The sequence below is a fragment of the Candidatus Regiella insecticola LSR1 genome (assembly GCF_000143625.1).
In the GTDB taxonomy this organism is placed as follows: Bacteria; Pseudomonadota; Gammaproteobacteria; order Enterobacterales; family Enterobacteriaceae; genus Regiella; species Regiella insecticola.
Genome location: NZ_GL379727.1, coordinates 562 through 775 on the forward strand (window position 1 = coordinate 562; position 214 = coordinate 775).

Here is a 214-nt window from a genome sequence, read left to right on the forward strand (position 1 = left end):
TGGCGGACGATAATTTAACTGAATGCTTGCTCGCAGCCACGGCGTAGCGCCTCACTTTTAAATTCAGCGGCATTGTCTAGATAGAGATGCTGTGGCTTACCGCTCATCGGCCAGTCCATTTCCACCTCCAAGTGTTCCAGCCAGGGCCGTTTATCACATGCCAACAGAGACAGCAGACGGTGCCTCTAGCGTAACCACAATACCAGTTAGGTAA